Annotated in this window: 23 protein-coding genes; 7 read left to right on the top strand and 16 right to left on the bottom strand. The window is 61.4% G+C overall.

Annotated features, from left to right (window positions below; genetic code table 11):
• Positions 1 to 86: 86 nt before the first annotated feature.
• From miaA to HBJ59_RS22680, 5 genes are read right to left on the bottom strand one after another with little or no spacing between them, the layout of a single operon-like run.
• Positions 87 to 1,058 carry a tRNA (adenosine(37)-N6)-dimethylallyltransferase MiaA gene (gene miaA, locus HBJ59_RS22700; protein ID WP_167664824.1) on the bottom strand — a complete coding sequence of 324 codons (972 nt, stop codon included), beginning with the start codon at positions 1,056 to 1,058 and terminating at the stop codon, positions 87 to 89.
• Complete coding sequence (gene mutL / locus HBJ59_RS22695) at positions 1,058 to 2,956, bottom strand: DNA mismatch repair endonuclease MutL (protein ID WP_167664901.1); 1,899 nt, start codon at positions 2,954 to 2,956, stop codon at positions 1,058 to 1,060. The genes miaA and mutL overlap by 1 nt, the downstream gene beginning before the upstream one ends.
• Positions 2,957 to 2,970: 14 nt before the next feature.
• Entirely contained in the window at positions 2,971 to 4,404 is a 1,434-nt protein-coding gene (locus tag HBJ59_RS22690; RefSeq protein ID WP_197680881.1) for an N-acetylmuramoyl-L-alanine amidase, read from the bottom strand.
• Between the two features lie 3 nt (positions 4,405 to 4,407).
• Positions 4,408 to 4,878: a tRNA (adenosine(37)-N6)-threonylcarbamoyltransferase complex ATPase subunit type 1 TsaE gene (gene tsaE, locus HBJ59_RS22685; protein ID WP_076018059.1), complete on the bottom strand. Its 471-nt coding sequence runs from the start codon at positions 4,876 to 4,878 to the stop codon at positions 4,408 to 4,410.
• Positions 4,866 to 5,726: an NAD(P)H-hydrate dehydratase gene (locus tag HBJ59_RS22680; RefSeq protein WP_167664823.1), complete on the bottom strand. Its 861-nt coding sequence runs from the start codon at positions 5,724 to 5,726 to the stop codon at positions 4,866 to 4,868. Before HBJ59_RS22680 ends, tsaE begins: the two co-directional genes overlap by 13 nt.
• Positions 5,727 to 5,788: 62 nt before the next feature.
• Between HBJ59_RS22680 and queG the strand changes: the two genes are divergently transcribed.
• Positions 5,789 to 6,871, top strand: a complete 1,083-nt coding sequence (gene queG / locus HBJ59_RS22675; protein ID WP_167664822.1) for a tRNA epoxyqueuosine(34) reductase QueG — start codon at positions 5,789 to 5,791, stop codon at positions 6,869 to 6,871.
• Here the strand turns inward: queG and HBJ59_RS22670 are convergent.
• Together HBJ59_RS22670 and orn are read right to left on the bottom strand one after the other, a co-directional pair.
• Positions 6,850 to 7,467, bottom strand: coding sequence for a trimeric intracellular cation channel family protein (locus tag HBJ59_RS22670; protein WP_173860422.1), 618 nt, complete (start codon positions 7,465 to 7,467; stop codon positions 6,850 to 6,852). The two genes, queG and HBJ59_RS22670, sit on opposite strands and share 22 nt — an antisense overlap.
• Positions 7,468 to 7,672: 205 nt before the next feature.
• A complete protein-coding gene (orn, locus tag HBJ59_RS22665; protein ID WP_076018063.1) occupies positions 7,673 to 8,215 on the bottom strand; it encodes an oligoribonuclease in 543 nt (180 codons plus the stop codon).
• Between the two features lie 106 nt (positions 8,216 to 8,321).
• On the opposite strand from orn, the gene rsgA reads away from it, so the two are divergent.
• Positions 8,322 to 9,353, top strand: coding sequence for a small ribosomal subunit biogenesis GTPase RsgA (gene rsgA, locus HBJ59_RS22660; RefSeq protein WP_076018064.1), 1,032 nt, complete (start codon positions 8,322 to 8,324; stop codon positions 9,351 to 9,353).
• A 155-nt stretch (positions 9,354 to 9,508) separates the two neighbouring features.
• Here rsgA and motB read toward each other — a convergent pair whose 3' ends face one another.
• Both motB and motA read right to left on the bottom strand, forming a co-directional pair.
• Entirely contained in the window at positions 9,509 to 10,531 is a 1,023-nt protein-coding gene (motB, locus tag HBJ59_RS22655; RefSeq protein WP_076018065.1) for a flagellar motor protein MotB, read from the bottom strand.
• A gap of 3 nt (positions 10,532 to 10,534) precedes the next feature.
• Positions 10,535 to 11,386 (bottom strand): flagellar motor stator protein MotA, encoded by an 852-nt coding sequence (gene motA, locus HBJ59_RS22650; protein WP_076018066.1) that lies wholly within the window; start codon positions 11,384 to 11,386, stop codon positions 10,535 to 10,537.
• Positions 11,387 to 11,552: 166 nt separating this feature from the next.
• Between motA and HBJ59_RS22645 the strand changes: the two genes are divergently transcribed.
• The 3 genes from HBJ59_RS22645 to asd are packed head-to-tail and all read left to right on the top strand — an operon-like array spanning position 11,553 to position 14,839.
• On the top strand, positions 11,553 to 13,088 hold the full coding sequence (locus HBJ59_RS22645; protein WP_167664821.1) for an HDOD domain-containing protein: 1,536 nt from the start codon (positions 11,553 to 11,555) through the stop codon (positions 13,086 to 13,088).
• Positions 13,089 to 13,146: 58 nt separating this feature from the next.
• The gene (locus tag HBJ59_RS22640) at positions 13,147 to 13,962 is read left to right on the top strand and encodes a rhodanese-like domain-containing protein (RefSeq protein WP_167664820.1); all 816 of its coding nucleotides are present in this window, start codon (positions 13,147 to 13,149) and stop codon (positions 13,960 to 13,962) included.
• A 16-nt stretch (positions 13,963 to 13,978) separates the two neighbouring features.
• Complete coding sequence (gene asd, locus HBJ59_RS22635) at positions 13,979 to 14,839, top strand: archaetidylserine decarboxylase (protein ID WP_076018069.1); 861 nt, start codon at positions 13,979 to 13,981, stop codon at positions 14,837 to 14,839.
• 120 nt (positions 14,840 to 14,959) lie between these two features.
• Here the strand turns inward: asd and serB are convergent, their stop codons facing one another.
• Positions 14,960 to 16,174 (bottom strand): phosphoserine phosphatase SerB, encoded by a 1,215-nt coding sequence (serB, locus tag HBJ59_RS22625; RefSeq protein ID WP_003217536.1) that lies wholly within the window; start codon positions 16,172 to 16,174, stop codon positions 14,960 to 14,962.
• A gap of 134 nt (positions 16,175 to 16,308) precedes the next feature.
• On the opposite strand from serB, the gene HBJ59_RS22620 reads away from it, so the two are divergent.
• A complete protein-coding gene (locus HBJ59_RS22620; protein WP_167664819.1) occupies positions 16,309 to 17,841 on the top strand; it encodes an AhpA/YtjB family protein in 1,533 nt (510 codons plus the stop codon).
• A 168-nt stretch (positions 17,842 to 18,009) separates the two neighbouring features.
• On the opposite strand, the gene HBJ59_RS22615 is transcribed toward HBJ59_RS22620, so the two are convergent.
• The 6 genes from HBJ59_RS22615 to HBJ59_RS22590 all read right to left on the bottom strand — a co-directional run bounded on the left by HBJ59_RS22615 (position 18,010) and on the right by HBJ59_RS22590 (position 25,249).
• A complete protein-coding gene (locus HBJ59_RS22615) occupies positions 18,010 to 18,717 on the bottom strand; it encodes a membrane integrity-associated transporter subunit PqiC (protein ID WP_076018072.1) in 708 nt (235 codons plus the stop codon).
• A gap of 177 nt (positions 18,718 to 18,894) precedes the next feature.
• Complete coding sequence (gene parC / locus HBJ59_RS22610) at positions 18,895 to 21,159, bottom strand: DNA topoisomerase IV subunit A (protein ID WP_076018073.1); 2,265 nt, start codon at positions 21,157 to 21,159, stop codon at positions 18,895 to 18,897.
• 10 nt (positions 21,160 to 21,169) lie between these two features.
• Positions 21,170 to 21,691, bottom strand: coding sequence for a TIGR02281 family clan AA aspartic protease (locus HBJ59_RS22605; RefSeq protein ID WP_167664818.1), 522 nt, complete (start codon positions 21,689 to 21,691; stop codon positions 21,170 to 21,172).
• Entirely contained in the window at positions 21,688 to 22,692 is a 1,005-nt protein-coding gene (locus HBJ59_RS22600; RefSeq protein WP_076018075.1) for an esterase-like activity of phytase family protein, read from the bottom strand. Before HBJ59_RS22600 ends, HBJ59_RS22605 begins: the two co-directional genes overlap by 4 nt.
• Entirely contained in the window at positions 22,692 to 24,596 is a 1,905-nt protein-coding gene (parE, locus tag HBJ59_RS22595) for a DNA topoisomerase IV subunit B (protein WP_076018076.1), read from the bottom strand. Before parE ends, HBJ59_RS22600 begins: the two co-directional genes overlap by 1 nt.
• 44 nt (positions 24,597 to 24,640) lie before the next feature.
• Entirely contained in the window at positions 24,641 to 25,249 is a 609-nt protein-coding gene (locus HBJ59_RS22590) for a YqiA/YcfP family alpha/beta fold hydrolase (protein WP_076018077.1), read from the bottom strand.
• 79 nt (positions 25,250 to 25,328) lie between these two features.
• On the opposite strand from HBJ59_RS22590, the gene HBJ59_RS31300 reads away from it, so the two are divergent.
• A partial coding sequence (locus tag HBJ59_RS31300; RefSeq protein WP_218585938.1) for a hypothetical protein occupies positions 25,329 to 25,534 on the top strand: 206 nt, incomplete at its 3' end.

Genomic DNA, 25,534 nt, shown 5'->3' with positions numbered 1-25,534 from the left:
CTCCTTTAAGGATCAATAATAAAAAATCGGAAAATAGATAGCTTATGGCCGTCACACCCCCAAGGATAGACGGCAATTGCAAGGACTCAGCTCAATATGGAGACCGTTCCCAAGTATTTCAAGGCGCGTGACAGATTGTCGCAATCCAGACTGTCCAACCAGTGTAAATCAGTCCAGCTGCGCAGCCATGTGAACTGGCGTTTCGCCAATTGGCGCGTGGCAATGATGCCGCGCTCCTGCATTTCGGCTGACGTCAGCTTGCCATCCAGATGATCCCAGACTTGGCGGTAGCCTACAGCACGTATCGAAGGCAACCCCGCATGCAGGTCACCTCTTGAACGCAGTGCTACGACCTCCTCCACAAACCCCTGTTCCAACATAATTGTGAATCTTTGTGCAATTCGTTCATGCAGCACCTGGCGATCCGTCGGAGCGATGGCCAGATTCGCCACAGTATAGGGCAATTGTGAGTGTCCCGAGGCGCCTGCTTCAGCACTTTGCGCAGTTTGTTTCAGCCTGTGTTCAGTCATGGTCTGGCCACTGACCCGCCAGACTTCCAACGCCCGTGTCAGGCGCTGGGGGTCATTGGGATGAATCCGCGCGGCGGAAACCGGATCCACAGCGGCCAACTGGTCATGCAAGGCCTGCCAGCCAAGGCGCGCAGCCTCTCCCTCAAGGTCGGCACGCACCTGTGGATCGGCCGGCGGCATATCAGCCAGACCTTCCTGCAACGCCTTGTAGTAGAGCATCGTGCCGCCTACCAACAGCGGAATCTTGCCCCGCGCGGTGATATCGGCCATGGCTGCCAGGGCATCGGTGCGAAAATCCGCCGCCGAATAGCTCTCGCGGGGGTCGATGATGTCGATCAACCGGTGCGGATACTGCGCCAGCAGCTCTTTTGAAGGTTTGGCGGTACCGATGTCCATGTCCCGGTAAACCAGTGCAGAGTCGACACTGATCAGTTCGCACGGCAAGACCTTGGTCAGCTCGATGGCCAGGTCGGTCTTGCCGGCGGCCGTCGGGCCCATCAGGAAGATCGCGGGGGGCAAGGCACTCATCAACGGCCGCGCAAGAACAGTTTGTCGAGATCGTCCAAGCCCATCTGGGTCCAGGTCGGTCGGCCGTGGTTGCATTGGCCGCTGCGCTCAGTGTTTTCCATGTCCCGCAGCAAACCGTTCATTTCCGGCAGGGCCAGCCGGCGGTTGGCGCGGATGGCGCCGTGGCAGGCCATGGTACCGAGCAGTTCATTGATGTGAGCCTGGATACGGTCGCTGGTGCCGTATTCCATCAAGTCCGCCAGTACGTCAGCCACCAGCCGGTTGGCCTCGGCCTGCTTGAGCAAAGCCGGGATCTGGCGGATAGCCAGGGTTTCCGGGCCCAGGCGTTGCAGCTCAAAGCCCAGTTTCTGGAATACGCTGACGTGCTCTTCGGCGCAATCGGCCTCGCGCTGGCTGACCGCCAGGGATTCCGGCACCAGCAGCGGCTGGCCACTAAGGCCTTCGCTGGCCATGGCGATCTTCAGGCGCTCGTACATGATCCGCTCGTGGGCGGCGTGCATGTCCACCAGCACCAGGCCATGGGCGTTTTCCGCAAGGATGTAGATGCCCTTGAGCTGGGCCAACGCGTAACCCAGCGGCGGCACGTCGCCCTGGCCTTCCGGCAAGGCGGCAGCCCCCGACTCGGCACCGGGCAGCGGCGCGAAAAACTCGCGATAGGCTGCCTGGGCTTCGGCCACTGGCAACGCTGATTGCGGGCGCGGCGTGTATTGGTATTGATAGCCGGCGCCTGAGCCTGAGCCTGGAGAGGTATAGCTCGGCTGGGCTTGCGGCGATTGCAGCAAGTTGGCCGCCAGGCTCATTTCGCCCTGGGGTCCGAACTCACCGGCTTCCGGCCCCGAAGGACGGACGACAGCCGTGACAATCGGTGCGGCCAGATGATCATCGGGGCGCACATCGCCCAAGGCGCGGTGCAGCGTGCCATAAAGGAAGTCGTGAACCATGCGACCGTCACGGAAGCGCACTTCGTGCTTGGTCGGGTGCACGTTAACGTCCACCACCGACGGGTCGACCTCGAAAAACAGCACAAACGTCGGATGCCGCCCGTTGAACAGCACGTCGCGATACGCCTGGCGCACCGCGTGGGCCACCAGTTTGTCGCGCACCGCCCGGCCGTTCACAAAGAAGTACTGCAAGTCTGCCTGGCTACGGGAGAAGGTCGGCAAACCCACCCAACCCCAAAGGCGCAGGCCATTGCGCTCGATCTCGATCGGCAGCGCCTGTTCCAGGAACCCCGCGCCGCAGATAGCCGAGACACGCCGGGCACGGGCCGCATCATCATGGGCCTCATGCAGGCTGAGGATGGTCTTGCCGTTATGGCGCAGGTGGAAAGCCACATCAAAACGGGCCAGGGCCAGGCGCTTGATGACTTCTTGCAAGTGATCGAATTCGGTTTTTTCGGCCTTGAGGAATTTGCGCCGGGCCGGGGTGTTGAAGAACAGGTCGCGCACTTCCACCGAGGTGCCCACCGGATGCGCAGCCGGCTGGACTCGGGGCGCCATGTCGCGACCTTCGGTTTCAACCTGCCAGGCTTGATCGGCGTCGCGGGTGCGGGACGTCAGGGTCAGGCGAGCCACGGAGCTGATGGAAGCCAGGGCCTCACCACGAAACCCAAGGCTCATCACTCGCTCAAGGTCTTCCAGGTCGCGAATCTTGCTGGTGGCGTGACGGGCCAGGGCCAGCGGCAGGTCGTCGGAGGAAATCCCGCTACCGTCGTCGCGCACCCGCAGCAGCTTGACGCCGCCCAATTCAACGTCGACGTCAATGCGCTTGGCGCCGGAGTCGATGCTGTTTTCCAGCAACTCCTTGATCACCGACGCTGGCCGCTCGACCACCTCGCCTGCCGCGATCTGGTTGGCGAGGCGCGGGCTTAGCAGCTCAATGCGCGAAGTGTTGCTCAAGACTGTTTCGCTCATTATTGCGCCGCCAGTTCAGTGCCCGGGATGGTCAACACCTGGCCGACCTTCAGTTCATCGGTCTTCAGGTTGTTGGCACTGCGCAAGGTTGCCGCAGACACCTGGAACCGCACCGCCAGCATTGCCAGGGTGTCGCCCGGTTGCACGCGATGGTCACGCGGACCCTGGGCGATCTTCCCGGAATCACGCAGCCAGGCGATGTAGGTGCCCGGCGGCGGGTTCTGCTGGAAGAACTGGCGAACACCGGCGCTGATGGAACGCGCCAACGCCTGTTGATGGCTGGAAGAGGCCAGTTTCGAGGCTTCGTTGGAGTTGGAGATAAACCCGGTTTCCACCAGGATCGACGGAATATCCGGCGACTTGAGCACCATGAACCCGGCCTGCTCCACGCGCTGTTTATGCAGCGAAGTGACGCGACCGATATTGCTCAGGACTTTCTGCCCGACGTTCAGGCTGGAGGTCAGCGAGGCGGTCATCGACAGGTCGAGCAATACGCCGGCGAGCATTTTGTCCTTGTCGTCGAGGGACACGTTGCCGGCCCCGCCGATCAAGTCGGAACGGTTTTCACTGTCCGCCAGCCAGCGGGCGGTCTCGGAAGTGGCGCCGCGATCCGACAGGGCAAACACCGAAGCACCAAACGCAGCAGCCGAAGGGGCGGCGTCGGCGTGGATCGAGACGAACAGGTCGGCGCCCTTCTTGCGGGCGATTTCGGTACGGCCACGCAGCGGAATAAAGTAGTCGCCGGTACGGGTCAGCTCGGCGCGATAGCCTTTCATGCCATTGATCTGGCGCTGCAGTTCGCGGGCGATGGCCAGTACCACGTCTTTTTCATGCTGGCCGCGCGAGCCGGAGGCTCCAGGGTCTTCGCCGCCGTGGCCGGCATCGATGACCACGATGATGTCACGCTTGCCCGCGGGTGCAGGTGGTGGTGGCGGCAATTTGACCTGAGGCTGGGACTGGTTGACCGGCACCGCCGGTATCGTCGCGACGCTTGGGGTTGGCGCGGGCGGCGGCGCGGCATCGGCGGCGTTGTCGAACAGGTCGACCACCAGCCGGTTGCCATATTGCGCGTTGGGCGCCAGCACGAAGCTTTTCGGGGTCACGGCCTTTTTCAGGTCGATGACCACCCGCAGATCGGTCGGCGTACGTTGGGCCGAGCGCATCGCGGTAATCGGGGTATTGGCCATGGCGACTTTCAACGGCGCGGCCAGGGTCGCACCGTTGATATCAATCACCAGGCGATCGGGCGCCGTAAGGGTGAAGACGCTGTGCTGAACCGGGCCAGACAGGTCGAATACCAGTCGCGTGTTATCCGGTGCCCGCCACAGGCGAACACTTTTCACCTGTGAGGCCGCCAGTGCATTGAAAGTCATTGCCGCAAGCAACACCCCTACGACAGTAACCAACGCGCGAAAGCGCATACCTAACCCCATCAATTATTTGAATTCCAATGCCAAAGCGGCGCACCACGACTCGCCGCGCGCGCTCTGGGACAACAACTTCAGCTGACGTCCATGCTTATGCGGGGTAATGGTAATGGTCAGGTCCGGCTTTGGCAAAAAGCCTGTGCCTTTATCTGGCCACTCGATCAGGCATAACGCGTCTTCATCGAAGTAATCGCGGATGCCCATGTATTCCAGTTCTTCTGGATCCACCAGGCGATACAGGTCGAAGTGGAAAGCTCGCACGTCGCCAATTTCGTAGGGCTCTACCAAAGTGAACGTAGGGCTTTTCACAGCACCTTGATGCCCCAACCCGCGAATGATGCCCCGGGACAAGGTGGTTTTCCCGGCGCCCAAGTCGCCTTCCAGAAAGATCAAACCCGAGCCTTTCGTCACCTGGGCGATACGGTTGCCCAGCGCGACCATGGCGTCTTCATCGGACAGGAAAAGGACTACTTCAGACACGGCGATTGCTCCTCCAGCAACTGACGAATGGCAGGAATCAGGTCACTGGCGGCCAGCCCGCGACCGTAGGTGCCCTGGCGATCTCCGGCAGTGGCATGCAGCCAGACCGCCAGGCAGGCGGCATCAAATGCCGACATGCCTTGAGCCAATAAAGCACCGACCAGGCCAGCCAACACGTCGCCCAGGCCGGCCGTCGCCATCGCCGGATGGCCCTGATCACAGCGGGCAACGCGGCCGTCCGGGCTGGCGATCAAGCTGCCTGCGCCCTTGAGGATCGCTACTGCATTGAATTTCTGACTCAACGCGCGCGCTACGTTAAGGCGGTCGGCCTGAACCTCGGCTGTCGAAATGCCCATCAAGCGGGCGGCTTCGCCAGGGTGTGGAGTGATCACACAATTGGCCGGCAAGCTGACGCTGCCCGTCGCCAGCAGGTTCAAGGCGTCGGCATCCCAGACCTGCGGCTGCCTGGCGTTGGCCGCTACCGACAGCAGGCTTTTGCCCCAAGAGGCTTCGCCCAGGCCCGGGCCGATGACGATCACGGAAATCTTTTCCAGCAAGCCCATCAACTGATTGGCCGAGTGCACGCCCACGGTCATGACTTCCGGCAACCGCGCCAGCGCCGCTGCAACGTGCTCGCTGCGAGTCGCCAGGGAAACCATGCCGGCACCACTGCGCAGGGCACTTTCGGCGCTGAGCAAGGCGGCGCCGCCAAAACCCCGGTCGCCACCGATCAGCAATACATGGCCGAACTGGCCTTTATGGTCGTCCGGGGAACGCGCAGCGAGTTGCGGCAATTGGCCGGGCAACAGGTGCTGAACGTCGGGTATTTCGTGTTTTGTCTGCGGCATGCGTCTTCAAGCTCCGATGTCTGGCAGAATTATACGCATCTAACCTGCGGTTTCTCTTGTTCATGCCTGCTATTACCTACGACCTGCCCGCCCTCGCCCAATCGATCAAAGACTGGGGCCGCGAGCTGGGCTTTCAACAAGTGGGCATCAGCGGCCTCGACCTCGCCGAGCATGAGCAGCACCTGCAGCACTGGCTCGACGCCGGCTACCACGGCGAAATGGACTACATGGGCGCCCACGGCAGCAAGCGCTCACACCCGGAAGAACTGGTGCCCGGCACCTTGCGCGTGGTGTCGCTGCGCATGGACTACCTGCCCGGTGACACTCAAATGGCCCAATTGCTGGCCAAACCCGAAAAAGCCTACATCTCCCGTTACGCGTTAGGCCGCGACTATCACAAGCTGATCCGCAAGCGCGTGCAGCAACTGGCCGACCGGATTCAGGCACAGATCGGCCCGTTCGGCTTCCGTGCGTTTGTCGACAGCGCCCCGGTGCTGGAAAAAGCCATCGCCGAAAAAGCCGGGCTGGGCTGGATCGGCAAAAACACCCTGGTACTCAATCGCAAGGCCGGCAGCTACTTCTTCCTGAGCGAGTTGTTTGTCGACCTGCCATTGCCGGTCGACCCACCCCACGCCACCGAACACTGTGGCCGTTGCACCGCCTGCCTGGACATCTGCCCGACCAACGCCTTCGTCGGCCCCTACGTGCTGGACGCCCGACGCTGCATTTCCTACCTGACCATCGAGCTGAAAAGCGCGATCCCCGAAGACTTGCGCCCACTGATCGGCAACCGGGTATTCGGCTGTGATGACTGTCAGATCGTTTGCCCGTGGAATCGTTTCGCCCGGCCTACCGACGAAGGTGATTTCAAGCCACGGCACAATCTGGATAACGCAGAACTGGCCGAATTGTTCATGTGGGACGAAGACAAATTTCTCAGCAGCACCGAAGGCTCGCCCCTGCGCCGCGCCGGCTATGAGCGCTGGCTGCGCAACCTGGCGGTGGGCCTGGGCAATGCGCCGTCAAGCATTCCGGTGCTGGAAGCGTTGAAGGCGCGAAGGGAATACCCGTCGGAACTGGTACGCGAACATGTGGAATGGGCGCTGAACCAGCACGCCGAACGTCAGTGCACGTCGTCGTTGTAGACGAACTTGGGCATTTCCCAATGGAAGCGGATCGCCAACAGACGCAATAGAAAGCCGCTGAACAGCGTCAGCAGTATCGATTGCTCGCTGGGCAGTTCCAGATAGATGCACAGCATGTAGAACCAGGCGGCCAGGAACGACACGCTGGCGTACAGCTCGCGGCGGAAGATCAGCGGGATGTCGTTGCAGAAGATGTCCCGCAGGATGCCGCCGAATACCCCAGTGATCACACCGCTGACCGACGCCACCAGCATGCCGTGGCCCATTTCCAGGGCGGTCATGCAACCGATCAGGGTAAAGGCCACCAGACCGACGGCGTCCAGCGCGAGGAACAGCGAGCGCAGGTGGCGCATCAGTGGGGCGATGAAGATTGTCACCAGAGCTGCGATGGAGGTCAGCACCAGGTATTCCGGGTGCTTGACCCAGGTCAGCGGGTAGTGGCCGAGCAACACGTCACGCACCGAACCGCCGCCCAGTGCCGTCACACAGGCGATCAGCACCACACCGAACCAATCCATGCCCCGCCGCCCGGCGGACAAGGCGCCCGTCATGGCTTCGGCGGTAATGGCGACGAGGTAGAGCATCAGCAGCATGATGGCGATCCTTGCAAAGAGGCGCGCAGTCTAATCATTTGGTGATGGCACCAAAAGGGGGCGAGCCCTCAAGAGCTTAAAGCTCGTCCTAATGTGGCGAGGGAGCTTGCTCCCGTTGGACTGCGCAGCAGTCCCATTTTTCAGGGCTGCTTCGCAGCCCAGCGGGAGCAAGCTCCCTCGCCACAACAGCTCTTCACCACGACTCAAATCAGAACTTGATGAAATGCTTGCGGTAATGCTGCAGCTCGGCAATCGACTCGCGAATATCGTCCAGCGCCAGGTGGGTGCTGCCTTTATGGAAGCTGTCTTTGACTTCCGGCGCCCAGCGCGCGGCCAGTTCCTTCAAGGTCGACACGTCCAGGTTGCGGTAGTGGAAGTAGCTTTCCAGCGCTTTCATGTGGGTATAAAGAAAGCGGCGGTCCTGGCAAATGCTGTTGCCGCAGATCGGCGACTTGCCCTTGGGCACCCACTTTTCCAGGAAGGCGATGGTTTGCGCTTCAGCCTCGGCCATGCTCACGCGGCTGTCACGCACGCGCTGGGTCAGGCCCGAGTTGCCGTGGGTGCGGGTGTTCCACTCGTCCATGGTGGCCAACACAGCATCGCTGTGGTGAATGGCAATCACCGGACCTTCGGCCAAGGTGTTGAGGTTGCTGTCGGTGACAATGGTCGCCATCTCGATGATGACGTCGGTGTCAGGGTTCAGACCGGTCATTTCCAGATCGATCCAAATCAGGTTCTGTGGGTTTTGCATGTCGTGGTTCCTTGGCACCTTGGCGTAGCTGCGCAGTTTAGCAGGCAGGGCGTGCTAGACTCGCGACCGTTTTACCTAACCTTTGCATTATCGACACGGAACACCAATGGCCAAACGCCAGCTCAACCGTCGCCAAAACTGGCGCATCGAAAAGATTCAGGGCGAACGCGCTGCTCGCGCCGCCAAACGTGAGTCCTCCGCCGTGGAAGCGCTTGAGGGCGGCGACCTGGGCCCCGAGCAAACGGGGCTGGTGATCGCGCACTTCGGTGTGCAGGTCGAAGTCGAGGCCACAGAAGGCGACCACGCCGGCCAGGTATTCCGTTGCCACTTGCGCGCGAACCTGCCTGCACTGGTGACCGGCGACCGGGTGGTATGGCGTGCTGGCAACCAGGGCATCGGCGTCATCGTCGCCCAGTTGCCGCGAACCACCGAACTGCGTCGCCCCGACAGCCGCGGCCAGCTCAAGCCGGTGGCGGCCAACGTCGACATGATCGTCATCGTCTTCGCGCCACTGCCCGAGCCCCATGCCAACCTGATCGACCGCTACCTGGTAGCCGCCGAACATGCCGGCATTCGCCCGCTGTTGCTGCTGAACAAATTCGACCTGATCGACGAGCAGAACGCCCCGGCGCTCAACGCGCTGCTGGCGGTGTACCGCACCCTCGGCTACCCGGTGCTGGAAGTCTCGGCGCATCACGGCAATGGCATGGAGCAATTGCAGACTGAACTGGATGGACGCATCAGCGTGTTCGTCGGCCAGTCGGGTGTGGGCAAGTCGTCCCTGGTCAACAGCCTGTTGCCGGAAGTCGAAACCCGTGTGGGTCCATTGTCGGAGCTGTCCGGCCAGGGCACCCACACCACCACCACGGCACGGCTGTTCCACTTCCCGGGCGGCGGTGAACTGATCGACTCCCCGGGCATTCGTGAGTTCGGCCTGGGCCATGTGAGCCGTGCCGATGTTGAAGCGGGCTTTATCGAGTTCAACGACTTGATCGGCACCTGCCGCTTCCGCGACTGCAAACATGACCGCGAGCCGGGTTGCGCCCTGCTCAAGGCACTGGAAGACGGCCGCGTGCAGCAGCAGCGAATGAACAGCTATCGCTCGATCATCGCCAGCTTGCCCGAGACCAGCTATTAACAGGTAGGAGCGAGCTTGCTCGCGAAAAGCGTGAGGGCGCCGCGCGCATTCAGAGAGCACGCGTCATCGTTAACGTCCATCGCGAGCAAGCTCGCTCCTACAGGATGTAGCAGATACAAAAAGGCCGCGATCATCGCGGCCTTTTTGTGTCCGGCTTACGAGCCAGTGGCAGGTTGAGTCGGATCCTTCATTCCACCGTCATCAAACAGGTTCAGCTTCTGCCGCAGCTCATGGGCCGGCAACGGCTCCTGCTCGGGCGGCAGTGCGTTCGGGTCTGCCGGCACTTCGCCCGGCGCACCGTCACCCGGGGTCGGTACCGGCGTCGTGACGGGCGGGTCACCTTCAATCGCACGCTGGGCCTTTTTGGTCAGCACGACGATATCAATGCGTCGGTTGATCGGGTTGAACGGGTCCTTCGGATCAAACAGCTGCGAGGAAGCAAACCCCACCACCCGTGCCACTTGCGGGTCCGGATAGCTACCCGCGACCAGTGCACGACGCGCGGCATTGGCCCGGTTGGCCGAGAGCTCCCAGTTACCGAAGTCGCCCTGCCCTGCATATGGCTTGGCGTCGGTGTGGCCACTGATGCTGATCTTGTTCGGCACGGCCTTGATGGTGTCGGCCATGGCCAGCAGGATGTCTTCAAAGTACGGCTTCAACCGCGCGCTGCCAGAGTCGAACATCGGCCGGTTGGCGGCGTCCGTGATCTGGATACGCAAGCCATCTGGCGTGATTTCGAAGGAAATCTGGTCCTTGAACTTCAGCAGTTGCGGGTTTTCCTCAACCTTGGTTTGCAGCTCTTGCAGCAACAGCTCGAGGCGTTCCTGCTCAACCTGATCAGCCATGGCCTCGACGGTATCGCGCTCGATCGGAATTTTTTCCTGAGGCGAGTCGGTCTTGATTTCAGGATTGATGGTGCGCTCGGGCGCCAGTTGCGGCGAACCACCGAGGTCGATCACAAAAGGCGTGCCGCTCTCGGAGAAACCGATGGGGTCCTTGAAGTAACCGGCGATAGCGATCTTCTGTTCCGGCGTGGCAGTGGACATCAGCCACAGCACCAGGAAGAACGCCATCATCGCCGTCGCAAAGTCGGCGAAGGCGATTTTCCAGGCGCCGCCATGGTGCCCCGCAGCGAAGCGCTTGACGCGCTTGATGATGATCGGCTGGTTGTTTTCCATGGCTTAGCGACCGCGAACCGCTTGTTCCAGCTCAGCGAAGCTTGGACGGTGCTTCGGATACAGAACCTTGCGCCCGAACTCCACCGCCAGCGATGGCGGCATGCCGGAAGCCGATGCCACCAGGCACGCCTTGATCGCTTCGTACAGATTCACTTCTTCCTTGGCATCGTGGGCCAGGGAAGTGGCCAGCGGGCCGAAGAAACCATAGGCCGCGAGAATACCGAAGAAGGTACCCACAAGTGCCGCACCCACGTGCATGCCGATGGCCTTCTGGTCGCCTTCGCCGAGGGAGGCCATGGTCACCACGATCCCGAGAACCGCCGCAACAATACCGAAACCGGGCATGCCATCGGCGATGCCGGTCACGGCGTGGGAAGGGTGTTCCAGCTCTTCCTTGAGGCTGAACAGTTCCATGTCGAACAGGCCTTCCAGCTCATGGGGCGCCATGTTGCCGGACGACATGATGCGCAGGTAATCGCAGATGTAGGCGGTCATGCGCTCGTCTTTGAGCACCGCCGGGTACTTGGCGAAAATCGGGCTCGCCGAAGCGTCCTCGATGTCGCCTTCGATGGCCATCATGCCTTCGCGGCGGCTCTTGTTGAGGATCTCGTAGATCAGCCCCAGCACTTCCAGGTAGAAGGTGTGGGAGAAGCGCGAGCTGAACATGCCCAGCGACTTTTTGATCACGTGCATGGTCATGTAGCCAGGGTTGGCTTGCAGGAATGCACCGAACGCCGCACCGCCAATAATCAGCACTTCGAAGGGCTGGATCAGCGCCGCAATCTTGCCGTGGGAAAGGACGTATCCGCCGAGCACGCTCGCGATGACGACGATGATGCCGATAATTTTAGCCATAGGGGATGAGTACTTGCGCCGTCGGGTTCAGGGTCATATTCGCAAGAGTTGAAAACTCTTGTTCTACTTATCGGCAAATCTGCGCCAGACTATAGCTCGTTATGGCGAAAAACCAGTTCGGCCCGTCCCGGGCGTGTTGACCGCAAGTGATGATCGCGCCCCAATCATGGCAAATGAAACGACAGTCCCACCTCAAAAACCCACGACGCTGGCCGCTTGGATAAAGCGTCTGGACGATGTGCTCTTGCCTGTTCCACAGGCGAGCCACGACCGGGTCTGCAAGGCCATCGGCGACAACCGTAGTTCGTTGCGCGATATTGCGGAGCTGATGCAGAACAGCCCGGCACTGGTCCTCAGCGTGATGCGCGAGGCGAATAACCAGGCCCACGGCAGCCTGGCGGAACCGGCGGAAAACCTCGAAGTGGCGATCAATCGCCTCGGCCTCAAACGCACCGAGGAACTGCTGTCGCGCTTGCCTTCAGTGCCACTGAATGAAATCCCCGTGGCCCTGCGCCAATTGCAGATGATCAGCCAGCACGCCTCGCAACAAGCCAGCGGGCTCTTCGCCAGCCGCCTGGCGCGGCTGTGGCAGGACATCCACTGGGGCAGCCTGCTGTTTCTTTCGCCGCTGTGGCCGATGGCGATTGCGTACCCCAAGCTGTTGGAAGAATGGGAGCTGCGGGTGATTCACAAGGGCGAATCGGCCCGCACAGTCGAACAGGAATTATTTGGCGTACGCCTGCTGGACCTGTGCCTGGGATTGACCGAGGCCTGGCGCCTGCCGATCTGGGTGTCCCAGGGTTATACGTTGCTGCTGACGGAACGGCGTTTGCTGGCCAAGGCGCTGCGCATCGCCCGCGAAGACGAGCCGTTGCGCCAACAGCAGTTGCTGGATGCCGACCCGAACCTGCGCCGCTGGCTGAACCAGCCGGCAAATACTGTGCTGTTGGCCAACGGCCTGGCGCTGGCGGCGCAGGAGTCGTGGACCTGCCCGCACACCCAACGCTGGCAATACCTGACCGCGCTTTACCTGCAACAACCGCTGGCCGAGGTGCAACAACAGTCTCACCAGCACGCGGCGATCAGTGCCCGCAACACCCTCATGCGCGACCTGTGGCATCCGGCGTTGTCGTTGATCTGGCCTTGGGATGTGCAGCGTGTTCACCACGGGTTGCTGCCGGCACCGCCGCCCACCGCCGAATCCCTGGCGATCTGGCGCAAGCGCTGCACCGAATTGCTGGTGGAGCCGAGCCGCTTTGCCAACGCCATGCACCTGACCACCTGCGCCAAGGAAGCCCTCGTGGCCTGCGGCATGCAACGGGTGATGTTGCTGATGGCGGACAAAACCCTGAGCGCCTTGCGGGTGCATCAAGTCGACGGCCTGCCCAAGGACGCCGACCACCTGAGCCTCGACGCAACACAAAGTACCCTGCTGCAACGCCTGCTGGCCAAATCCGCCCAGGTGCGCCTCAACCCCGACAATCACGCCCAGTTCTCGGCACTCCTGCCTGCGCAACTGCGCCGCCTGTTCAAGGGCGAACATCTGCTGCTGCGCTCCCTGAGTTGCAATGGCCGGGTGGTGATGCTGATGGTGGCCGACCAGGGCGGCGGGCCGTTCTCGGAAACCACCGTGCAGGCCTTCGGCAAAACCGCCCAATGCATCGAAAAGGCCCTGCACAGCTTTACCAACCGCAGCGCCTGAAGCTTGCGCTACAATCGCCCTCCTTTAGCGCCCAACTTTTATGCCCAGGAGACCTCACATGCCTGACTTCTCTGGCTTGCCGCTGGTTATCGAGGCCAGCGACCTGCTCGGTCGCCTTGATGCCGAACACCTGATTCTGGTGGATCTCACCAGCGCCGCGCGTTACGCCGAAGGGCATATCCCCGGCGCACACTTTGTCGACCCCAAGCGCACCCAACTGGGACAGGCGCCAGCGCCGGGCCTGCTGCCGGGCAAGGCTGATCTGGAAAAGCTGTTCGGCGAACTGGGCCACACCCCGGATGCCACCTACGTGGTGTACGACGACGAAGGCGGCGGCTGGGCCGGGCGATTCATCTGGATACTCGACGTCATCGGCCACAAGAAATACCACTACCTCGACGGCGGACTGCTGGCGTGGCTGGAGGAAAAACACCCCGTGTCCACCGAGGCACCGGCCAGCGCCGGCGGCCCGGTCAGCCTGACGTTGCATGAAGAACCCACCGCCACCCGCGAGTACCTGCAAAGCCGCCTCGGCGCTGCCGACCTGGGCATCTGGGATGCCCGCGGCCCGCTGGAATACTCCGGGGAGAAAGTCCTCGCGGCCAAGGGTGGACATATCCCGGGCGCGGTGAACTTCGAATGGACCACCGGCATGGACAAGGCCCGCCAACTGCGCATCCGCCGCGACATGCCGCAGATCCTCGAAGACCTAGGGCTGACCAAGGACAAAGAAATCATCACCCACTGCCAGACTCACCACCGTTCTGGCTTCACCTACCTGGTGGCCAAGGCGCTCGGTTATCCGCGAGTCAAAGGTTATGCCGGTTCCTGGGGCGAATGGGGCAACCACCCCGACACCCCCGTTGAGATTTAAGGTTTAAGGACAGTTAATGAAAAAGCAGTTGTTCATCCTCAGCCAGTACTTGCTGCCCCACCACCTGCTGTCGCGTCTGGCCGGCTGCATTGCCGAATGCCGCGTGCGCTGGTTCAAGAATGCGTTCACCACGTGGTTCGCCAAGCGCTATCAAGTGGACATGTCCCAGGCCCTGGTTGAAGACGTGACCGCTTACGAGCACTTCAACGCCTTCTTCACCCGCGCCCTGAAAGACGGCGCACGCCCGCTGGATCAAACTCCAGGTGCGGTGTTGAGCCCGGCCGATGGCGCCGTCAGCCAGTTGGGCCCGATTGAACATGGTCGGGTGTTCCAGGCCAAGGGCCACAGCTTCAGCGTGCTGGAATTGCTCGGTGGCGATTCGGCGGTGGCTGCGCCATTCATGGGCGGTGATTTCGCCACGGTCTACCTGTCGCCGAAGGATTACCACCGGGTGCACATGCCACTGGCCGGCACCCTGCGGGAAATGGTCTACATCCCTGGCCGCATCTTCTCGGTGAACCAGACCACCGCCGAAAACGTGCCGGAGCTGTTTGCACGTAACGAGCGTGTTGCCTGCATTTTCGACACCGAACGTGGCCCGATGGCTGTGGTGTTGGTGGGTGCAATGATCGTGGCGTCGATTGAAACCGTATGGGCCGGCCTGGTTACACCGCCGAAGCGCGAACTGAAAACCTTCCGCTACGACGAAGCTGCACGCGGGCCGATCCATCTGGAAAAAGGCGCGGAGCTGGGACGCTTCAAGTTGGGTTCGACGGCAATCGTGCTGTTTGGGCCGGACCAGGTGACATGGTCGGCAGAAATGCGCGCGGGGACGCCGGTGCAGATGGGCCAGGGCATGGGTTTACCGAAAGCCTGACCTAACGAGCATTCCCACGCTCCGCGTGGGAATGCATCCCGGGACGCTCCGCGTCCCAACCTCAAAATCGGACGCGGAGCGTCCAGGGCGGCGTTCCCACGCAGAGCGTGGGAACGATCTTCAGAGCTGACCGTCGCGGTCGCGGAAGCCCAACAGGTACAACACGCCATCCAGCCCCAAAGTCGAAATCGCCTGTTTGGCCGATTGCTTGACCAGCGGCTTGGCACGAAACGCCACACCCAACCCGGCAATCGCCAGCATCGGCAAGTCATTCGCCCCGTCGCCGACCGCAATGGTCTGCTCCAGACGCAACCCTTCCTTGTGTGCCAATTCCCGCAGCAAGTCAGCTTTACGCTGTGCGTCGACAATCGGCTCCACCGCCACGCCCGTCACCTTGCCGTCCACCACTTCCAGCTCGTTGGCGAACACATAGTCGATGCCCAGCTTGGCCTGTAATTGCTTGGCAAAGTAGGTGAAGCCGCCCGACAGAATCGCAGTCTTGTAGCCCAGGCGCTTGAGTTCGGCGAACAGGGTTTCGGCGCCTTCGGTCAGGCGCAGGGAGGCACCGATGGAGTCCAGCACGCTCACATCCAGGCCCTTGAGCAGCGCCAGGCGCTCCTTGAAGCTGGCACGGAAATCCAGCTCACCGGCCATGGCACGCTCGGTGATTTCCGAGACTTGCTCACCGACACCGGCAGCCTTGGCCAACTCGTCGATGACTTCGGCTTCGATCAGCGTCGAATCCATGTCGAACACCGCCAGGCGACGGTTGCGACGGAACAGCGAATCTTCCTGGAAGGCGATATCGACGTTCAGTTCCTGGGCAACGCTCAGGAATTCGGCACGCAGGGCCTGAGGATCTGCCGGCTCACCGCGTACGGAGAACTCGATGCAGCCCTTGCCCTTGTCCGCTGGCGTGTCCAACGGCATGCGACCCGACAGACGGTCAATATGGTCGATATTCAAACCGTACTGAGCCGTGATCGAACTGACACGCTGCAATTGCTCGGCCGTCACCTTGCGGGTCAACAGCGTCACGATATGGCGTTTCTTGCCCTGGCCGGCCACCCAGCTCTGGTAATCCTCTTCGGACACTGGCGTGAAGCGCACCTGCTGATCGAGCTTATACGCCGTAAACAGGATGTCCTTGAGCACGGAAGAGGCTTGCTCGGTGCTGGGAATTTCCACCAGGATGCCGAACGACAGCGTGTCGTGAATCACCGCCTGGCCGATGTCGAGAATGTTCACACCACCCTGGGCCAGAACACCGGTAATGGCTGCGGTGAGACCCGGACGGTCTTCACCTGTGATGTTAATCAGGACAATTTCGCGCAAAGCGCACCCCCGAGCTGGAAAAAAACCGCATTCTACCCACTTTCAGTGACCATCGGGCACAGCCAGCGCTTTGCCGGTCTTGGGCCTGTCGCTATACTGCGCGTCAACTTCACGGACTAAAGAGCCGAGCTTAAGTGAACCGGCCCACGCCAGTAAAAACCGATAACTTCTTCCTGCTGATCTTCCGGGCACTGCGCCACCGCCGTGTACCGATCGCATTACGCATCGCCAGCCATAACGTGATCCTGGTCGCTCTGGCCCTGGTCATCTACGCCTGCGTGATGGGTTTGCAATTCAAGCAGGCCATGCATGAGCAAGCCGACGCCCTGGGCGAGAGCCTGACCACCCAGACCGCCACCTCGGCGACTGAGTTGTTGGTGTCCAACGACATCCTCAGCCTCAACGTGCTGCTCAACAACCTGACCAAGAACCCGCTGGTGGCCCACGCCGCTATCTATAGCGTGGACAACCGGATCATGGCCGAAGCCGGGCAACGCCCGAAAAACGGCCTGCTGGGTGAAGCCGAAGGCCTGTACCAGAGCAATATCACGTTTCAGGATGTGAAGGCCGGCCAACTGCGCATCAGCCTGGACATGCAACAGTTCCAGCAGCCGATGACCATCAGCCTGCAAAGCATGGGTATCTTGAGTGCGATCCTGCTGGCCCTGTCCCTGGCCTTGAGCCTGCGCCTGGGCCGGCATATCTCCACGCCACTGATGCAACTGCGCATCTGGCTGCGGGATATCGACGAGCACACACCGGCCACCGACCGCCAGGACGAAATCGGCGACCTCGCCCGCCAACTGCACACCAGCTTCGCGCCGGAGCCCGTGGTGCCCGAGGTTGAACCCGAGCCCGAGTTCGACGACACCGAGTACGAAGACGACGAGCCAGAGTTTGAAGTGCGCAACCTGCGCGACCCAAGCTTCGACGAGTCCGCGCCGGTGGCCGGTCTCAAGCCGGCAGCCCGTCAGGTGATCAAGGCCGAAGAAGACGAACTGGACGAAGAAGACCCGTTCGCCGATCTTCGCGACAACTCAGCGCCAACGACCACCGTGCCGCAACCGGCACCTGTGCGCAGCACCCAGCCCCAGCACAGCGCCGTATTGGCCGTGCAGTTGGGCGCACAGGACCAACTGCGCCGCTTGCCGCGGGCACGCCTGACGGAGTTGCTGGAGCGCTATCGTGATTGCCTCGACCAGGCTGCCTCGCTGTATCAGAGCGAGTTGCACACCCTGAACGATGGCAGCACGTTGATGCTGTTCCACAGCGAAGACAGCGGCGAAGACTACCTGACCAACGCCATCTGCTGCGGTGAGCTGCTGCGGGCCCTGGGCCATGCGCTGCAGATCGAAGTGGCCGACAGCGGCATCACCTTGCAGCTGCAACTGGGCCTGACGGTGGGTGACGATCTGTATGGCATGAGCCAGATTGATCTGCTGCTGACCGAGATTGCCCAGGACGCCCTGGCCTTGTCGCAACACAGCCGCAACCTGCTGCTGGTGGAACGCAAGATCAGTGACGACGTGCTGATTCGCCAGCGTGCGCGGATCCGTCCGATTGCCAGTCCGGAGGGTGCGTGCTGTGTAGAGCGGCTGATGGAGCCTTACCCGTCGATGCTTGAGCGCCAGCTGGCGCGGATGCATGAGACGCGGGCGAAGAACTAACCCTAAGCCATAAAAAAGCCCGCCAATGATCACTCATTGGCGGGCTTTTTATTGGCTCTCTGTAGGAGCAAGCTTGCTCCGGGTGGCGTACTGGTAAAACGTGTCGCTCTTGTGTTTTTCGCGAGCAAGCTCGCTCCTACAGGGGGGCCTTTTCGTTGGTATGCCAGGTCAGAACCTGAACACTTCCATATCCGTACGAATCGGCACGGCCATCGGCATCTTCGGCTTCTCCGGTGCCGCAGCCTTGGGCTGCGCCGGGGCCTGTTTGCGTGGCGCCTCTGCAACCGCCGGCTGATTGGCCAATGGCTTGAGAGCGATGGACAGCTGCTCAGCCAAATGCTGCAGCAACACACCCTGGGCCTGGACCTGGGACGCGGTGCTGCCGGCGTGTTCTTCCTGCAAGTGCACGATGCGGTTATCCCGCACCTGGCCGCGGCGGTCGATCAAGCGCCACTGCGCGTCGAGGATCGCGGGCTGCGAAACGCCCGAGTCCAGCCGCGTAATGGTCAGCAGCACCTGTACGTCCGGGGCAAAACCCAACGGCGCCGGCGCCAATACCACACGCTGGCTGTCCAGATGGCCAGCCACCTGGCGCAACATCAACTGATTGATGTCGGACGACAGGCTACCGGCCCAGCGACCATCGGTGGAACCTTGCAGGCTGCCGTCGTTCTGACGTTGCAGCAGGGTTTCACGTTGCAGGTAGTCGGCCACCACAACCGGGCCAAGCAATACGGCCATGCCGGCACTTTGTGCAGGCTGAGCCGGACTTCCACTGTCCAGCTGATACAGCGACACAGGTTGATGTGTGCTGCAACCCGCCAGGCCCAAAACGCCAGCGAGCAACAAAAATAAAGGAAGGCGCGGAGCAGTCATCATCCCATCCAGGTGGCTGCCACAAGGCGAACCACAATGTAATACTTAAAAATAACCTATACGCGCTCAGCCACGCCGGCGCTGGAAAGGCCATATCATCCGTGAATATGCGCCATGACTCCAGCGCGAAAGCGTCGATCTACGGGTTAAATCGTAGATCGGGCGCTCTATATCGCGTTAAACCGGTGTTTCCACCAGTAAAGCATCCACTCGCTGGAAGCCGCGCGGCAGTTTATTGCCACGACGCCCTCGCTCTCCCTTGTAGTGTTCGAGGTCGTCAGGGCGCAGTGACAACGTGCGCTTGCCGGCCTGCAACACCAGGGTCGAGCCTTCCGGGATCACTGCGATGTCGGTCACGTACTCTTCGCGACTGGCCACCCGCTCCCCGGGGATACCAATGATCTTGTTGCCCTTGCCTTTGCCCAACTGCGGCAAATCGCTGATCTTGAACACCAGCAGGCGCCCTTCGGTGGTCACCGATGCCAGCCAATTGCCTTCACGGTCTTCCACCGGACGCGGCAGGATCACCTTGGCGTTGTTCGGCAGGCTCAACAACGCCTTGCCCGCCTTGTTCTTGGCCTGCAGGTCTTCACCCTTGACCACGAAGCCGTAACCCGCATCGGAGGCGATGACGTAAAGCGAATCATCGTCCGGCAGCAGCACGCACTCAAAATTCGCACCCGGCGGCGGTGTCAGGCGCCCGGTCAACGGTTCACCCTGCCCCCGCGCCGACGGCAACGTATGCGCCGGCACCGAATAACTGCGACCGGTGGAGTCGATAAACACCGCAAACTGGTTGGAACGCCCCGCCGCAGCGGTTTTGAAACCGTCGCCGGCCTTGTACGACAGGCCGGTAGCGTCAATATCATGCCCTTTGGCTGAGCGAACCCAACCCTTTTCCGACAGAACGACGGTAATTTTCTCGTTAGGCAGCAGCTCGGTTTCAGTCAGGGCCTTGGCTTCAGCGCGCTCGACAATCGGCGAACGGCGGTCGTCGCCATAGGTTTCGGCGTCTTTGATCAGCTCGGTGCGTACCAGCTTCTTCAGCTTGGCTTCGCTGCCCAGCAGGGCCTGGAGTTTGGCTTGTTCCTTGAGCAGCGCGTCCTGTTCGTCGCGCAGCTTCATCTCTTCCAGCCGCGCCAACTGACGCAGACGGGTGTCGAGGATGTAGTCAGCCTGGATTTCGCTGAGTTCAAAGCGCGCGATCAGTTCGGCCTTCGGGTGTTCGGCGGTACGGATGATGTGGATCACTTCATCCAGGTTGAGGTAGGCAATCAGCAAGCCGTCCAACAGGTGCAGGCGGCGCTCGACCTTGTCCAGGCGGAATTGCAGGCGGCGACGCACGGTCTGCACCCGGAACTCCAGCCATTCCACCAGCAATGCCCGCAGGTTTTTCAACTGCGGCTTGCCGTCCAGGCCGATGATATTGACGTTGACCCGGTAGCTGGACTCCAGCTCCGTGCTGGCGAACAAGTGCTGCATCAGCACTTCGTGGTCGACCCGGCTGTTGGTCGGGATGATCACGATGCGGCACGGGTTCTCGTGGTCGGACTCGTCACGCAGGTCGGCGACTTGCGGCAGCTTCGACGGCTTGGCCTGCATCATCGCGGCAATCTGCTCCAGCACCTTGGCGCCGGACACTTGGTGCGGCAGCGCGGTGACGATGATGTCGCCATCTTCGATGTGGTACACGGCGCGCATGCGCACCGAGCCTTTACCGGTCTGGTAGATTTTCAGCAGATCTGCGCGAGGCGTGATGATTTCCGCTTCGGTCGGGTAGTCCGGGCCCTGGATATGTTCGCAGAGCTGCTCGACCGTAGCCTTCGGCTCATCCAGCAGGCGCACACAGGCGCTGGCCACTTCCCGCAGGTTGTGGGGCGGCACGTCAGTGGCCATGCCCACGGCGATGCCGGTGGTGCCATTGAGCAGGATATTCGGCAAACGTGCCGGCAACACCAACGGTTCGTCGAGGGTGCCGTCAAAGTTCGGGCCCCAGTTGGCCGTGCCCTGGCCCAGTTCGCTGAGCAGCACTTCCGAATACCGCGACAAGCGCGCTTCGGTGTAACGCATGGCGGCGAAGGACTTGGGATCATCCGGCGCACCCCAGTTACCCTGGCCGTCCACCAGCGTATAGCGGTAACTGAACGGCTGGGCCATCAGCACCATGGCTTCGTAGCACGCCGAGTCGCCGTGGGGGTGGAACTTACCGAGCACGTCACCGACGGTACGCGCCGACTTCTTGTGCTTGGAGTCCGCGTCCAGGCCCAACTCACTCATCGCATAGATAATGCGCCGCTGTACGGGCTTCAGGCCGTCGCCGATATGCGGCAAGGCACGGTCCATGATCACGTACATGGAGTAGTTGAGGTAGGCACTTTCGGTGAAGTCAGCCAGCGACCGGCGTTCTACGCCGTCTAAGCTGTCTGCAAGGATGTCACTCATGCGGGCCTCATCATTGTTTGGTCTGGCGCAGCAGCAAGGTGCCGCTGCGCTGGGTAAATTCAAGTTGTTTCAATGCACTCATGCCCAGCAATACCTGTTCATCGCCCAAACCCGGTACCACGATGGCGCGCACGTCCTGAAGGACGATATCGCCCAGTTGCAGGCGGCCCAGCTCGGTCCGGAAGCCCTGGGTTCGCCCGTTGGCCGTACTCACGCCAACCGGCATGCCGCGTTTAAGCCCGAGACGGTCGGCCAATTCGGCCGGAACCGCCACGTCGGTGGCCCCGGTGTCGAGCATGAACTGCACCGGCTGGCCGTTGATCTGGCCAGTGGCGACAAAATGCCCTTGGCCGTTGCCCAGCAATTTTACTTCGACATAACCCTCGTGTTGCTCCGAGGTCACCACGGCATTGGGATTTTCCTGTCGCGCTTCCCACTGTCCAAAAAATCGTGTCGCCAAAAACAGGCCGGCGCCCCACGCGACGAACATCAACACCCGGCCGGCGCGCTTGCCCGGTGGTTGCGCACTCATGGCTTGGCGCTCCAGCCACCCGCAGGGGCGGCGAAACGATAGACCACCGGCCGCTTTTCGCCATCGGCGCGGGCGCCGAAGTTATTGTCGATGCCGATCCAGGCACCGTCAGCGTCCACCACCAAGGCTTCGGCCAATCCATAGGCCTGGGCATAACGCCGATTCGGCGTCAGCGCTTCATCGGCAAACGACCAGCACAACTCCACCTGGGCCGTGACCGCATCCCGGCGACACACCTGAAACGCATTGCGCTCCAGGGTAAACAGCTTGCCATTGAACAGCGCCAGGTCGGCAAAGTCCTTGGACACCGCCTTGGCGCCCGGGAACTGCGCCGGCTGCATCTCCTGGCCGGCCTCGCTCAGCAATACACAAGGGCCGTCACAATCCCAAAGGGTTTGCGGGCGCTTGATGGAGATCAGCCCGCGCCGCTCACGCTCTGCCGCGAGCCAGATTTGATTGCCTTCCGGGTTCACCACGATGCCTTCAAACAACGCATTGAAGTGCAGCAACATGCCACTGGCCCGAGCTTCGCGAACCATGCCCGGGGCGATCTTCAGCCACTCCGTATCACCGTGTTCTGCGGAGAAAGGCACCCTGAGAACCGCCGCGTGAGCCTCACTGACGATGTAACGGTTGCCCGCCGCATCGCAGCTGATGCCTTCAAAGTCCAGGTCGCCGCCACGAATCAACGCAGCTGCCTTGGTGCGTGAGCGCAGGCCAAAGGGCAAACCCGACTCCGGCACCGGCGGCACGTCAATCCCGTATTTCTCTGCTTTCCAGACATCACCAGCGGTATCGAGCCGGTAGATCTGGTCGTCATCGCGATCGGAGACTGTCCACAATTCGTTACCGCATAAGGCCAGGCCCGACAGGTTACCGCCGCGCATGCCTTCCACCGGGTGTTCCGACAACAGCTTCAGCTCAGCCACAGGCGCCGCGACCACCGAGGTGGCCGCCAACCCGCTCAACAACAGAATCGCCAGGGCGAAACTGCTGCGCATCAGCCCACAACCTCGGCCAAGTGGCCCTTGGACTCCAGCCAGCTCTTGCGATCCGGTGCACGCTTCTTCGCCAGCAACATGTCCATCATTTCAGAAGTGGCGGCGAAATCTTCCAGGGTCAATTGCACCAGGCGCCGGGTGTTCGGGTCCATGGTGGTTTCTCGCAGTTGCGGCGGATTCATCTCACCCAGACCTTTGAATCGGGTGACCTGAGGCTTGCCACGCTTCTTCTCCGCCACCAGGCGGTCGAGAATGCCATCACGCTCGGCTTCGTCCAGGGCGTAAAAAATCTCTTTGCCCAGGTCGATGCGGAACAGCGGCGGCATGGCGACGTAGACGTGACCGGCATCCACCAACGGGCGGAAATGCTGGACGAACAACGCGCAAAGCAAAGTCGCAATGTGCAGGCCGTCGGAGTCGGCGTCGGCGAGGATGCAGATCTTGCCGTAGCGCAGTTGGGCGATATCGGCCGAGCCCGGATCGACACCGATGGCGACGGCGATGTTGTGCACTTCCTGGCTGGCCAGCACTTCGCTGCCATCGACTTCCCAGGTGTTAAGAATCTTGCCGCGCAGGGGCAGGATCGCCTGGAATTCCTTATCCCGCGCTTGCTTGGCGGAACCGCCGGCGGAATCACCTTCTACCAGGAACAGCTCGGAACGCATCGGGTCTTGCCCGGCGCAGTCCGCCAGCTTGCCCGGCAGTGCCGGGCCCTGGGTAATGCGCTTGCGTTCGACTTTCTTGCTGGCCTTCAGGCGGCGGCCGGCGTTGTTGATCGCCAGCTCTGCCAGGGCCAGGCCCAATTCAGGGTGTTCGTTGAGCCACAGGCTGAAAGCGTCCTTGACCACACCAGAGACAAACGCTGCAGCCTCACGGGACGACAGGCGTTCCTTGGTCTGGCCGGAGAATTGCGGCTCCTGCATCTTCATCGACAGGACGAACGCGATCCGCTCCCAGACGTCTTCCGGCGCCAGCTTCACACCCCGTGGCAACAGGCTGCGGTATTCGCAGAATTCGCGCATGGCATCCAGCAAGCCCTGACGCAAACCGTTGACGTGGGTACCGCCCTGGGCGGTCGGGATCAGGTTGACGTAGCTTTCCTGAACGCTGTCGCCACCTTCCGGCAGCCACAGTAAGGCCCAATCCACGGCTTCTTTATTACCGGCCAGGCTGCCGCAGAACGGCTCGTTGGGCAGGCGTTCGAATTCGCTGACGGAGTCTTCCAGGTAGGAGCGCAAGCCGTCTTCGTAATGCCACTCGACCTTTTCGCCGGTGCCTTTGTCTTCAAAGCTGACCAGCAGGCCCGGGCACAGTACGGCCTTGGCCTTGAGCACGTGCTTGAGGCGGCTGATGGAGAACTTGGGCGAATCGAAGTATTTCGGGTCCGGCGCGAAGTACACGCTGGTGCCGGTATTGCGCTTGCCGACGGTGCCGATCACTTCCAGGTCGGTGGCCTTGTAGCCATCGGCGAAGGTCATTTGGTACTCGTTGCCGTCGCGCTTGACCTTGACCCGCACGTGGTTCGACAAGGCGTTGACCACGGAGATACCCACACCGTGCAAGCCACCGGAGAACTGGTAGTTCTTGTTGGAGAACTTGCCGCCGGCGTGCAGCTTGGTGAGGATCAGCTCGACGCCCGACACACCCTCTTCCGGGTGAATGTCCACCGGCATGCCGCGACCATCGTCGGACACTTCCAGGGAATGGTCGGCGTGAAGGATGACTTGTACCGACTTGGCGTGCCCGGCCAAGGCTTCGTCGACGCTGTTGTCGATGACTTCCTGGGCAAGGTGGTTCGGCCGACTGGTGTCGGTGTACATACCGGGGCGTTTGCGCACCGGGTCGAGGCCCGAGAGGACTTCGATGGCGTCGGCGTTATAAGAGCTAGCGCTGGGAGTGGCCATGGGGTCTCGTCGTGAGTCGTTCGATTAAAAAGTAACCTGCGGTTTCACAATGCGGTGAAATCGAAGGATTGGTACTGATCTGCGCCAATGCCGGCAAAACTCAACAGCGCCGGTAACTGCTGGGCGAAGCCTTGGTAACCGTGGTCGCCACCGGCCTGGATGCGCAAGGCACAGGCTCGGTAATACTGCTGGGCGAGCCGATAATCCAGTGTTTCATCGCCGGTCTGCAACCACACCTGATAACGCTGGGCGTCCTGGGGTGCCGGCACTTCCAGCTCGGCCAGGGCCGCAACGTGGTCGTGGGTCAATTCCCAGGTTTCATCGGTGTAGAGGTTCTTCTGGGTGCCCAGGTATCCGTCGAACATCCGATGAGGGCTGACTGCCGGGTTGACCAGCAAGGCGTTGAGGCCATGGCGTTCGGCAAGATGGGTTGCATAGTAGCCGCCGAGGGAGCTGCCTACCAGCAGTGGCCTTCCGAGGTCACGGATAGCCGCCTCCAACTGGGGGATCGCCTGGCGGGGGTGGTGATGCAGGGCCGGCACGCGCAATTGGTCGGCTAGACCGAGGCTGTCCATCACGGTGATCAACTGGCTGGCCTTGTTGGAGGCGGGAGCGCTGTTGAAGCCGTGGATATACAAGATCGATGCGGACATTCCGGGTCCTCTGTGGGTCAGCTCAAAGAGGGGGCAGTTTACAGGGAACTTGGGGGCTAGGCTCTAGCGGGGTTTCTGGGTGTATATCCGTTATTTTTGTAACGGCGACTATTGGTTCCGCTCTTACAGCCATCCCTTTCAAGGTCTTGGTTTAAAATCCCCTAACCAATCCAGTCAGGGCGACGAAACTATGTGGGACAAGGTTTTAGAACGGTTTGAAAAACTAGCACCAGCCAGTGTCATGACCAAGTTGGTCTTAGAGCAGGCGGTAGATGCCGAGTGGGT

The organism is Pseudomonas sp. AN3A02 (assembly GCF_011765255.1).
Classification (GTDB): domain Bacteria; phylum Pseudomonadota; class Gammaproteobacteria; order Pseudomonadales; family Pseudomonadaceae; genus Aquipseudomonas.
The sequence above is the reverse complement of the archived record's forward strand: the minus strand, read 5'-3'. Positions and strand labels throughout refer to the sequence as shown.

Excerpts from the sequence above, each read along its gene's own strand:
- motA (WP_076018066.1), bottom strand. The coding sequence starts at position 11,386 with ATGGCTAAAATTATCGGCATCATCGTCGTCATCGCGAGCGTGCTCGGC.
- orn (WP_076018063.1), bottom strand. The coding sequence starts at position 8,215 with ATGCAAAACCCACAGAACCTGATTTGGATCGATCTGGAAATGACCGGT.
- HBJ59_RS22690 (WP_197680881.1), bottom strand. The coding sequence starts at position 4,404 with ATGGGGTTAGGTATGCGCTTTCGCGCGTTGGTTACTGTCGTAGGGGTG.
- HBJ59_RS22590 (WP_076018077.1), bottom strand. The coding sequence starts at position 25,249 with ATGTCCGCATCGATCTTGTATATCCACGGCTTCAACAGCGCTCCCGCC.
- asd (WP_076018069.1), top strand. The coding sequence starts at position 13,979 with ATGAAAAAGCAGTTGTTCATCCTCAGCCAGTACTTGCTGCCCCACCAC.
- motB (WP_076018065.1), bottom strand. The coding sequence starts at position 10,531 with ATGGAAAACAACCAGCCGATCATCATCAAGCGCGTCAAGCGCTTCGCT.
- HBJ59_RS22600 (WP_076018075.1), bottom strand. The coding sequence starts at position 22,692 with ATGCGCAGCAGTTTCGCCCTGGCGATTCTGTTGTTGAGCGGGTTGGCG.
- HBJ59_RS22605 (WP_167664818.1), bottom strand. The coding sequence starts at position 21,691 with ATGAGTGCGCAACCACCGGGCAAGCGCGCCGGCCGGGTGTTGATGTTC.
- queG (WP_167664822.1), top strand. The coding sequence starts at position 5,789 with ATGCCTGCTATTACCTACGACCTGCCCGCCCTCGCCCAATCGATCAAA.
- parC (WP_076018073.1), bottom strand. The coding sequence starts at position 21,159 with ATGAGTGACATCCTTGCAGACAGCTTAGACGGCGTAGAACGCCGGTCG.
- parE (WP_076018076.1), bottom strand. The coding sequence starts at position 24,596 with ATGGCCACTCCCAGCGCTAGCTCTTATAACGCCGACGCCATCGAAGTC.
- HBJ59_RS22615 (WP_076018072.1), bottom strand. The coding sequence starts at position 18,717 with ATGACTGCTCCGCGCCTTCCTTTATTTTTGTTGCTCGCTGGCGTTTTG.
- HBJ59_RS22645 (WP_167664821.1), top strand. The coding sequence starts at position 11,553 with ATGGCAAATGAAACGACAGTCCCACCTCAAAAACCCACGACGCTGGCC.
- HBJ59_RS22680 (WP_167664823.1), bottom strand. The coding sequence starts at position 5,726 with ATGCCGCAGACAAAACACGAAATACCCGACGTTCAGCACCTGTTGCCC.
- rsgA (WP_076018064.1), top strand. The coding sequence starts at position 8,322 with ATGGCCAAACGCCAGCTCAACCGTCGCCAAAACTGGCGCATCGAAAAG.
- HBJ59_RS22640 (WP_167664820.1), top strand. The coding sequence starts at position 13,147 with ATGCCTGACTTCTCTGGCTTGCCGCTGGTTATCGAGGCCAGCGACCTG.
- miaA (WP_167664824.1), bottom strand. The coding sequence starts at position 1,058 with ATGAGTGCCTTGCCCCCCGCGATCTTCCTGATGGGCCCGACGGCCGCC.